General features: G+C 39.2%; 10 protein-coding genes. 7 read left to right on the top strand and 3 right to left on the bottom strand.

The genetic code is table 11. From position 1 onward, the window contains the following. The first annotated feature begins 64 nt into the window (after positions 1-64). The 7 genes from ispF to argH all read left to right on the top strand — a co-directional run bounded on the left by ispF (position 65) and on the right by argH (position 6180). On the top strand, positions 65-547 hold the full coding sequence (ispF, locus tag AN486_RS24630; RefSeq protein ID WP_053538776.1) for a 2-C-methyl-D-erythritol 2,4-cyclodiphosphate synthase: 483 nt from the start codon (positions 65-67) through the stop codon (positions 545-547). A gap of 32 nt (positions 548-579) precedes the next feature. Beyond that, positions 580-1071 (top strand): type I restriction enzyme HsdR N-terminal domain-containing protein, encoded by a 492-nt coding sequence (locus tag AN486_RS24625; RefSeq protein WP_039199542.1) that lies wholly within the window; start codon positions 580-582, stop codon positions 1069-1071. Between the two features lie 13 nt (positions 1072-1084). Continuing rightward, positions 1085-1678, top strand: coding sequence for a PIN domain-containing protein (locus tag AN486_RS24620; protein ID WP_199308517.1), 594 nt, complete (start codon positions 1085-1087; stop codon positions 1676-1678). A gap of 22 nt (positions 1679-1700) precedes the next feature. Further along, positions 1701-3485, top strand: a complete 1785-nt coding sequence (locus AN486_RS24615; protein ID WP_290602865.1) for an ABC transporter substrate-binding protein — start codon at positions 1701-1703, stop codon at positions 3483-3485. A 57-nt stretch (positions 3486-3542) separates the two neighbouring features. Further along, positions 3543-4328, top strand: coding sequence for a nickel pincer cofactor biosynthesis protein LarB (gene larB / locus AN486_RS24610; protein WP_053538772.1), 786 nt, complete (start codon positions 3543-3545; stop codon positions 4326-4328). Positions 4329-4430: 102 nt separating this feature from the next. Then, entirely contained in the window at positions 4431-4643 is a 213-nt protein-coding gene (locus AN486_RS24605) for a hypothetical protein (RefSeq protein WP_039199529.1), read from the top strand. A 148-nt stretch (positions 4644-4791) separates the two neighbouring features. After that, a complete protein-coding gene (argH, locus tag AN486_RS24600) occupies positions 4792-6180 on the top strand; it encodes an argininosuccinate lyase (RefSeq protein ID WP_168636340.1) in 1389 nt (462 codons plus the stop codon). 153 nt (positions 6181-6333) lie between these two features. On the opposite strand, the gene AN486_RS24595 is transcribed toward argH, so the two are convergent. From AN486_RS24595 to AN486_RS24585, 3 genes are all read right to left on the bottom strand, one after another. After that, on the bottom strand, positions 6334-6507 hold the full coding sequence (locus tag AN486_RS24595) for a hypothetical protein (RefSeq protein WP_168465616.1): 174 nt from the start codon (positions 6505-6507) through the stop codon (positions 6334-6336). 435 nt (positions 6508-6942) lie between these two features. Further along, entirely contained in the window at positions 6943-9099 is a 2157-nt protein-coding gene (locus AN486_RS24590; protein ID WP_053538770.1) for a polyribonucleotide nucleotidyltransferase, read from the bottom strand. Between the two features lie 923 nt (positions 9100-10022). Next, entirely contained in the window at positions 10023-10424 is a 402-nt protein-coding gene (locus AN486_RS24585) for a type II toxin-antitoxin system HigA family antitoxin (protein WP_053538769.1), read from the bottom strand. Positions 10425-10773: the final 349 nt, after the last annotated feature.

Below are 10773 nucleotides of genomic sequence, written 5' to 3'. Positions count from 1 at the left end.
GTGGGGGAAGTGGGGGGAGAAAAATATTCTTTTACAACTGACAACTGACAAAGGACAACTAACTATGAACATCAGAATTGGTAATGGCTACGATATACACAGATTGGTGAGCGATCGCAATTTGATTTTAGGCGGTATTCACATTCCCCACGAACTCGGCTTGTTAGGACATAGTGACGCTGATGTGCTTACTCATGCCATCATGGATGCGATGCTGGGAGCCTTATCTTTGGGGGATATTGGTCATTATTTTCCCCCGACAGATCCCCAATGGGCTGGGGCTGATAGTTTAGTATTATTACATCAAGTCCATCAACTAATTCGTGAACAAGGTTGGAAAATTGGCAATATTGATTCTGTCGTTGTCGCTGAACGTCCGAAATTAAAACCGCATATTTCTAAAATGCGAGATAAATTAACAGCAGTTTTAGAAGTAGAACCAAATCAAATTGGTATCAAAGCTACAACTAATGAAAAACTTGGACCAACAGGCAGAGAAGAAGGTATTTGTGCTTATGCTGTAGTTTTGTTGGTAAGTGGTGATTAATCAATTTTTATTTACATCAAGGAGAAAAGAAGATGCAAGTTATCAACTTCCAGTCCCCTCAAAAATATCGTCCTGATATTATGTTTACAAATAAAGATGAAGAAATTATCTTATTAGTAGAGGTAAAAGCTCAAAAATCAGAGACAGAATTAAACAGGCAAAGTGCTATTTATCAATTAAAAACATATTTGCAGAATATCAAGCCAGATATTCCTTTTGGTATGTTAGTGGATTTAGAGGAAATTAATATTTTTGCATTGAATAATGATCAGGAAATAGAAAACCTAATTTCCTTGAGAACTAATGATATACTAAGTAATTATGATCCAGAATTCCCGCATAAAAGAATCTTTGATTTTTATTTAGAAACACTTATTAAATCTTGGCTCAGAGATTTATCATATCATTGGAATTCAGATACACCACCAGCGTATAATGAATTAGCAAAAATTGGTTTATTACCATTGCTAGAAGGTGGACATACTTATATTCAGGAAAATTTAGGTGCTGATACTTTACATTGAAACTAATTTTTTAATGGCAGTTGCAAAAGGAAGAGACCTAGAGGCAGGACAATTGCTGCGGAATCTCTCTCCCTTAATTCGTCTTGCTATACCAGCTATTTGTTATGTAGAGGTTATTAACACATATAGAATAGATAAGCAAAATCAGTTAAAATTTCAAGCAGAAATGGAGAAACAAATTAATGAAGCAATGCGTGATAAAATTTCTGTTCATGCAGATTTATTTCAGGTGAGTTTAGAAAGAGCATCTATTGAAAATCTACTATTATTAAATGATGTGCAAGATAGGCTATCTGAAGTTATTGAATTGTTGACAGAAAATTCGGAAATGATTAACTTTGATAATAACATAATCAAGGATATTTCTAATAAAATTTTCATAGAAACGGAAACATTACTAATCAAGAATGATCTTATGGATAACTTAATATTACAGTGTATTGTATCTCATGCAAATCAGCATCCTAATAACCAAAAAGTATTTATTAGTGGCAATACAAAAGATTTCGGTAAAAAGGAAGTACAGGAAATTTTAAATAGTGCAACAATAAAATATTTTAGTAATACTAAAAACTTTCTAGGTTGGTTAGAGTCTCAATTATCCTAAAATTAATATCTGGTAAGCAACTATGACATTAACAGAAAAAATATTCAATTCCACAAAACGGTTTTTATTACTAATAACAATCATTGCTTTTACAGCAATAGGAATTACCGCTTGTAACCCAACTAAATTAAAAACCAATGCGGCTCAAGTACCTCAATTAGTAACTAGTATTCTCAGTGATCCGAAAACATTTAATGCTGCGCTGAGTTCCGAATCACCAAATATTTTTGGTTACACCTATGAAGGATTATTAACTCAGAATCCCATTGATGGCAAAATAGAAGGAGCATTAGCTGAATCATGGGAAATATCACCAGATAAAACCAAAATTACCTTTACCATGCGTGAAGGTTTAAAATGGTCAGATGGACAACCATTAACAGTTGATGATGTCGTATTTACCTATAATGATATTTATTTAAATGAAAACATCCCCACAGATACTAGAGATGTTTTAAGAGTCGGGAAAAATCGCAAATTACCAACTGTCAAAAAAATAGATAATAGAAGAGTGGAATTTAGTGTCCCTGAACCATTTAGACCTTTTTTACTGAATACAGGAGCATCTATTTTACCTGCTCATATTTTAGAGAAATCAGTCAAAACAACAAACAAAGATGGTAAAGTTGAATTTCTGAATAAATGGGGTGTGGATACTCCTCCTGAAGAAATTATTGTTAATGGTCCTTATAAACTGGAAAGATATGATACGAGTCAACGGATAATTTTTCGCCGTAACCCCTATTATTGGCGTAAAGATGCTCAAGGTAAACCCCAACCTTATATTGAACGAATAATTTGGCAAATTGTGGAGTCAACAGATACTTCCTTACTCCAATTTCGTTCCGGTGATTTAGATTCTATTGGTGTTTCCCCTGATTATTTTTCTTTATTAAAAGTTCAGGAAAAACAAGGGAATTTTAAAATATATAATGGGGGTCCTAGTTCTAGCACTTCCTTTATTTCCTTTAACTTAAATAAGGGAAAAAGACAAAATCAACCATTAGTTGATCCCATTAAATCTAAATGGTTTAATAATGTGCAATTTCGCCAAGCGGTAGCCTATGCTATTGATAGACAAACCATGTTGAATAATACTTTTCGTGGTTTAGGTACACCCCAAAATTCTCCTATTTCTGTTCAAAGTCCTTATTTCTTATCACCGGAAAAAGGCTTAAAGGTTTATAACTATAATCCTGAAAAAGCCAAAGAATTACTACTAAAAGCTGGATTTCAATATAATGAAAAAAATCTCTTAGTAGATGATCAAGGTAATGAGGTTAGATTTGCCTTACTCACTAATGCGGGTAATAAAATTCGGGAGTCAATGGGTTCGCAAATTAAACAGGATTTAAGTAAAATTGGTATTCAAGTAGATTTTACACCATTGGCTTGGAATACTTTTATAGATAAACTTTCTAACACTTTAGATTGGGATGCTTGTTTAATAGGTTTGACAGGGGGGTTAGAACCAAATGATGGTGCTAATGTGTGGTCTCCTGAAGGGGGACTACATATGTTTAATCAAAAACCACAAGCTGGACAAAAACCGATTGAAGGTTGGGAAGTTGCTGACTGGGAAAAGAAAATTAATGAACTTTATATTCAAGGCGCACAGGAGTTTGATGAGGCTAAATTAAAGGAAATTTATGGCGAAAGTCAACAATTAACACAGGAATATTTACCTTTCATTTATTTGGTTAATTCTTATTCTCTATCAGCAATCAGAAATCGGTTTCAAGGTATCCAATATTCTGCTCTTGGTGGTGCTTTTTGGAATATTCATGAAATTAAAGTTACGAAATAGTTGACTGTTGACTGAATAAGGGAAATCCAAAATCTAAAATCCAAAATCCAAAATTGCATGACACAACCCGAAAATTTGCGATCGCTCTTAGAAGCCGTCGCCAATGGTAAAATAACCCCAGATATAGCCTTCGACTCCCTCAAAGACTTAGCCTATCAATCCGTAGGTGAGTTTGCTAAAATAGATCACCATCGTCAATTAAGAACTGGTTTCCCGGAAGTCATTTGGGGACCAGGTAAAACACCGGAACAAATTGCTCAAATTATGGAAGTTATGCGCCACCGCACTTCCGTAGTTATGGCTACCCGCATTGAACCACAAGTATATTCAGCATTACAACCAAAAGTTAGAGGTATCCAATACTACGAACAAGCCCGAATTTGTGCCATTGTTCCCCCTGTAATTGAAGTCAGATTTCCCGGTAAAATAGGCATTCTTTCCGCTGGTACTGCCGATTTAGCCGTTGCTGAAGAAGCCGCTGTCACTGCGGAACTTTCGGGTTTTTATGTACAGCGCCTCTGGGATGTAGGTGTGGCGGGAATTCATCGGTTATTAAGCAACCGTCATGTATTAGAATCAGCATCGGTATTAATCGTTGTCGCGGGCATGGAAGGGGCTTTGCCCAGTGTTGTAGCGGGTTTGGCAGATTGTCCCGTAATCGCTGTTCCTACCAGTATTGGTTATGGTGCAAGCTTTTCCGGTTTAGCACCTCTATTGACAATGCTTAACTCTTGTGCCGCTGGTATAGGTGTAGTTAATATAGATAATGGCTTTGGTGCAGCAGTCTTAGCTGGGCAAATTTTACGAACTTCAGAAAAATTACGTTTGGCGGCAGAAACATAGTAAAGTATGAAAGTAAAGATTGTGTATAATTGCGGTGGCTTTTGATTTGATTAGTTACTTCAACTCTTAATAATAGGTGATAAACCTTTTGGTGAAAGAATTATGGAACATTTGAATGATTCACTATTGCCACTGCTAGGAAATTTACACGAACATATTACTCTTCTGGCTGATATTGGTAATGTTAGAGACCCAGACCTTCTAGGTCAAGTACAAGCCTCTTGGAATCACTTTGTCAAAACTGGGCAAATTTGGGCATTGTTGATTGGTATAATTGTTGGTTATCTGTTCAAAGGTTTTACTAGTTACGGTTAAAGTGATTTTAGATTTTAGATTTTGGATTAATTATTTAGATACTGAAGACCTTGTAATTTCGCTTATGAAACAACAAGATTTTTAACTCACATCCGGCGTATGATTCAAAATCTAATATCTACAAATTTCTTCCTCTCCCTTCAGATTTATGACCGAAAAACAAACTTGGAGTCAGCGGTTTGAATCCGCGCTACATCCAGCGATCGCTCGTTTTAATGCTAGTATCAGTTTTGACATTGAACTTATCGAATATGATATTACAGGTTCTCAAGCCCATGCCAAAATGTTGGCTCATACAGGTATAATTTCCCACGAAGAAGGGGAAGCACTGTTTAACGGTTTAGAACAAGTGCGTCAAGAATATCGTCAAGGGCAATTCCAACCCGGTGTTGATGCCGAAGATGTCCATTTTGCCGTAGAAAAGCGCCTCACGGAAATTGTCGGAGATGTAGGTAAAAAACTCCACACAGCCCGTTCTCGCAATGACCAAGTAGGTACGGACACTCGATTATACCTCCGTGATCAAATTCAACAAATCCGCCAACAATTACGGAACTGGCAAACAGTCTTAGTTGATATAGCCGAAAAAAATGTTGAAACCTTGATTCCTGGTTATACCCACCTGCAACGCGCCCAACCAGTGAGTTTAGCGCACCATTTACTGGCATACTTTCAAATGGCACAACGGGACTGGGAACGCTTAGAAGACGTTTATAGCCGAGTGAATATCTCCCCCTTGGGTTGTGGTGCTTTAGCGGGAACAACTTTCCCCATTAACCGCCACTATACAGCCAATTTATTACACTTTGACAATGTTTATGCTAACAGCTTGGACGGAGTGAGCGATCGGGACTTCGCCATAGAATTTCTCTGTGCTGCTAGTATTATCATGGTTCACCTCAGCCGTCTTTCCGAAGAAATAATCCTGTGGGCATCAGAAGAATTTCGCTTCATCACCCTCAAAGATAGCTGTGCCACAGGTTCTAGCATTATGCCCCAAAAGAAAAACCCCGACGTACCCGAATTAGTGCGCGGCAAAACCGGGCGAGTATTTGGTCATCTGCAAGCCATGTTAGTAATTATGAAGGGTTTACCCCTGGCTTATAACAAAGACCTCCAGGAAGACAAAGAAGGCATATTTGACAGTGTAAACACAGTCAAAGCCTGTTTAGAAGCAATGACAATTTTACTGCAAGAAGGTTTAGAATTTCGTCATCAGCGATTGGCAACAGCAGTTACAGAAGACTTTGCTAACGCTACCGATGTCGCAGATTATCTCGCCGCCAGGGGTGTACCCTTTCGCGAAGCTTATAACATTGTCGGCAAAGTCGTCAAAACCAGTATTATCGCTGGTAAACTGCTCAAAGATTTGCAGCTAGAAGAATGGCAACAAATCCATCCCGCATTTGCCGCCGACATTTATGAAGCCATAACCCCACGTCAAGTAGTTGCAGCTCGCAACAGCTATGGAGGTACAGGATTTGAACAAGTTAGACAGGCTCTTGTCAACGCCCGGACTCAACTCAGTGTGAAATAAAGGGAACAGGGAACAGGGAACAGGGAACAGGGGGAGAAATTCCATTCTTTCTTCCAACTGACAACTGACAACTGACAACTAACACAAGTAAGGGTGTACTGGTGTACACCCTAAAAATTCAAAATATGAAAGAGTCAAATTTAACCAGTTACATTAATCAGCAGCATCCATTGCTGCTGCGCCTGTTCCTTCTTCCTCTTCACTCTTGGGCGGTCTTTGTTGGAATCTTCTGCCCATTCTACCTGTGGTGGTCCGTTTACGAAACTTTCTGGCGTAGGCCTGGTTTCGTAGCGCCTTTTCTTTTTTCGGGTTACGGCGCTTTGCCATATTCACCTCATTAATAAACAACAAAAAATTGGCATCTAGGCATTACTTAGGCCATATTAGCTACCGATATTATTGATATACTTTTTTAGCCTAGTGCAGCAATCAATACACTTTAAATAGCATACCATTATATCGCACTAAAAAGTCTAATGTCAACTAGAATTTAGCGGCGGTAAACTCCAAATCAAATCAGTAGGGGCGCAGGGCCTGCGCCCATCAGTTGGCGCGAACAACCGGATTTATTCACAATTGAATTTTTTATCACTCCTAAGAGGTGCAGTCCCTACGCTAATTAGTTTGCACTAACGACCCTAGAGAATTTATTTTTTTATACTTAATCATAAATAATTCGACAGCGATGCCTACTAGCAAGGCATCGCGGATTTTAGATTTGCGATTGATCTGTAATCTAAAATCTAAAATCCAACCAGCGATTTAATGGTTTACCGCTGCTGCTTCTCGTGCTGCTGCTGCTTGATCTGGATGAATACCCAAGCGTGTTAGGTTAATTCGACCCTTATTGTCAATTTCTCGCACTTTGACAATCACCTCATCACCAACAGCTACCTCATCTTCAACCTTACCAACGCGATAGTCAGCGAGTTGAGAAATGTGAATCATGCCTTCTTTACCGGGCAAGAATTCCACAAAAGCACCAATGGGTATAACCCGTGTCACACGACCAATATAAACATCCCCTTCATGGAGTTTACGAGTCATGCCCTGAACGATGTTCCGCGCTCTCTTAGCTCGGTTTTCATCAACGGCGGAAATGGTGACAGTACCATCATCTTGAATGTCAATTTTTGCACCTGTTTCTTCAGTGATACCCTTAATGGTTTTACCACCAGGTCCAATCACCAGACCAATCATGTCAGGATCAATCTTAATTGTTAACAGACGTGGGGCAAAGGGTGAAGTTTCTTCCCTGGGGGTGTCAATAGTCTGGAGCATTTTTTCCAGAATGTGTAACCGGGCAGGTTTGGCTTGGTTGACAGCTTGGGCAATTACTTCTAAAGACAAACCAGATATTTTCATATCCATTTGCAAAGCTGTAATTCCAGTATCTGTACCAGCAACTTTGAAGTCCATGTCACCCAAAAAGTCTTCAATGCCTTGGATATCGGTGAGGATTCGTACTTCGTCCCCTTCCTTAATCAAGCCCATTGCCGCACCGCTCACAGGTTTGGTAATGGGTACACCTGCATCCATGAGGGATAAACTAGAACCACAAACTGAACCCATTGAAGTTGAACCGTTGGAAGAAAGCACTTCCGAAACTACGCGAATTACGTAGGGGAACTTGTCTTTTGGCGGTAATACAGGTAATAATGCCCGTTCTGCTAATGCACCATGTCCGATTTCCCGTCTACCAGGGGCGCGTAATGGTTTGGTTTCGCCGACGGAGAAGGGAGGGAAGTTATAGTGATGCAGGTAACGTTTAGTTTGTTCTAGTTGCAAGTCGTCGTTAAGATTTTGGGCATCTCCAGGAGTACCAAGGGTACACATTGATAGCACCTGAGTCAGTCCCCGGTTAAATAAACCGCTACCATGTACTCTTTTGGGTATAATCCCAACTCGACAAGAGATAGGACGAACTTCATCAAGCTTACGACCATCAACGCGCACGTTATCTTCGACAATTTGACGACGCATGAAGTATTTGGTAATGCTCTTGAATGTATTACCAAGGGCTTTGGAGTCGGCTGTAGCAGCGATGCGAATGGGGTCTTCTTCTGGTAAGGCTTTGATTTCAGCAGAGATATTATCTTTAACTGCATCTAAAGCAATATCACGATCAGTTTTAGTTAACTCAAATTGCGCCAAGATTTTTTTGATCTCATCACTAGCGCGATCGCGGATATAGTTTTCTAATGTCTTATCTACTTCTGGTGGGGCTTCTTGCACAAGTTTTAGACCTAGTTCATCCAGCAAATCTAACTGAGCTTGAATTAAATCCCGAACCGCTTCGTAGCCAAAATCAATCGCTTCAATAATATCTCGCTCTGGCAATTGATTTGCACCCGCTTCCACCATGATTACCCCATCTGGAGAACCGGCAACGATTAAATCCAAATCTCCCGCTTCAATTTCTGCATAGGTAGGGTTAATAATAAAATCATCACCAACCAAGCCTACTCGCACTGCGGCCATTGGTCCATTAAAAGGAATTTGGGCAATGAGAGTAGCAATTGAAGCGCCTGTGACTGCTAACACATCAGGGGGGACTTGCTCATCCATTGACATAGTTATTGCCACAACTTGCAAATCATCCCGCAACCATGAGGGGAATAAAGGACGAAGTGGACGGTCAATCAGACGACTGGCAAGAATTGCCTTTTCCGGTGGACGACCTTCCCGGCGCATAATCCCCCCTGGAATTCTTCCTGCTGCGTACAATCTTTCTTCGTAATCTACGGTCAGTGGCAAAAAATCAATGCCTTCCCGCGCTGCTGACCTTGTAGCCGTTACTAAAACAGTTGTATCTCCTGATTGTATCAAAACCGACCCACCTGCTTGGGGGGCTAGTAGGCCAACCGTCAGTCGAATATCCCGTCCATCAAAGGATATTGACTTTTCAAATTCTGCCATTCAGTTTTTTTTCCTTCTCTTACGCGATTCTCACTCTGTGGCAATCCTAACATTTATGCAGTCTAGACGGCTTCTGTAATGAACAAACATAAAACAAAATTTTCTCATTTAGCCGTACAACAGGCTTCATATCTGGGTTTGTGATCTCAGTTCTATTTTTGAGAACGATTTAATAATAGTTCATCATCCAATTAAACTGCAAATAACAGTATGATATTTACCTTGTCATTAAAAAGCACAGGAGCAAAAACGCAAAGCAATCCGTATAAATTCTACAAGAGGAACGCGGTAGCGTTGGGAGCTTCGCGTCTTCAGACCGAAGGGGAAAACGCACAGGGGCGAATTGATTGCCTTCAATATTCGTGATACAATCAAATTGTCACTAAAGACGTAAAAAGCTACCGGGGGACTCTCGGAGAGTTACGCTTGTCAGATATGATTTCGCCCGCCAGGGCAAAGGAAATCAGGGCAAGAACCCAAATATTTAAGGAGCCCTGCCTGAAACTGGGATAACTGAGGGATATAGACTGAAACTCTCTATAGAATCTCCGCGTCTTTAGACCGGAGAGTGTCAATTCATCCCCCAAATATCACTTCTAACTCAAGGAGAGCGATATTTATACCCAACACGGCTTAATTATTTGATTCTCCGGGTAGGGGTAAAGCAAAAGCTTAATGGTGTCAACTTAAGCTCAAATCCCTACCACACCTCGTTCCTAGTCTCTGACTAGGAATGCAGTTGATGAGGCTCTGCCTCTAATATCATTGAAGGCAGAGCCTTCTAGGATTCATTCCCGGTGAGAGACTGGGAATGAGATGAATTGAGTTCTTTGCGGGATAGATGTTTTACGTTAAGTTGACACCAATGAATGGGTACTTATTCAGCAAATCCTATGTATGAATTTAGACTTTTCAAACAACCTCTAAATAAATAAACTAGGAGACACTTTAAAATATTCTCCCAAGGCTTTTGCTTGTGCTTTACTAATTGAGCGTTTACCGTTGACAACTTCTGAAACTACACCGCTGCTAGAACCAAGAATGCGTACTAAGTCAGCTTGACGAATTCCGCTAGATTCCATGATATGTAGCAATATTTCATGAGGTGTAGATTCATCCATTGGATAATTTTCTTCCTCATAATCTTCAATTAGTCTGACAAGCAATTTGTGTAAAGCTCGCTCCTCTGGACTACGATTTTTTTTAAAAGTTAGATATTCTGCAACTTTTAAAAACCGTTCATAGTCTTCTTCTGTTTCAATTACTTGAGGAGCGATTTCTGCTAGTAATTGACTATAAGTATTTCTGTCAAAAGTAAGGGTCATTTTTCCATTTATTTTTACTATATTCGGCGTGAGTTAGTAAGTATTTGTAGCCCACATTCCGCACCCTTGACTGTCACAAACGGTGATTACGGAGGTAAATTGATGAAAAATGAGTAAAAGAATACATTTATCTATAAAAAAACAAATTTTAGATAGGAAAATTGATTCAGATACATTCTCAATAAGAAGCAATAAAGAATGAGGGTGGTTTCTGGCAGAAAATATAATATAATTTTATTGTTAGTCTATCAAGACTTAATCATAACTTATATCCTTCTAGAAATAAACTTAAAAACAGCATTAAAACTTAAACTCATTAATAAAATCAATGAGTCAAATTGTATAATTA

This window comes from Anabaena sp. AL93, from assembly GCF_001672085.1.
GTDB lineage: Bacteria > Cyanobacteriota > Cyanobacteriia > Cyanobacteriales > Nostocaceae > Dolichospermum > Dolichospermum heterosporum.
This window is presented reverse-complemented; position numbering and strand designations above follow the sequence as displayed.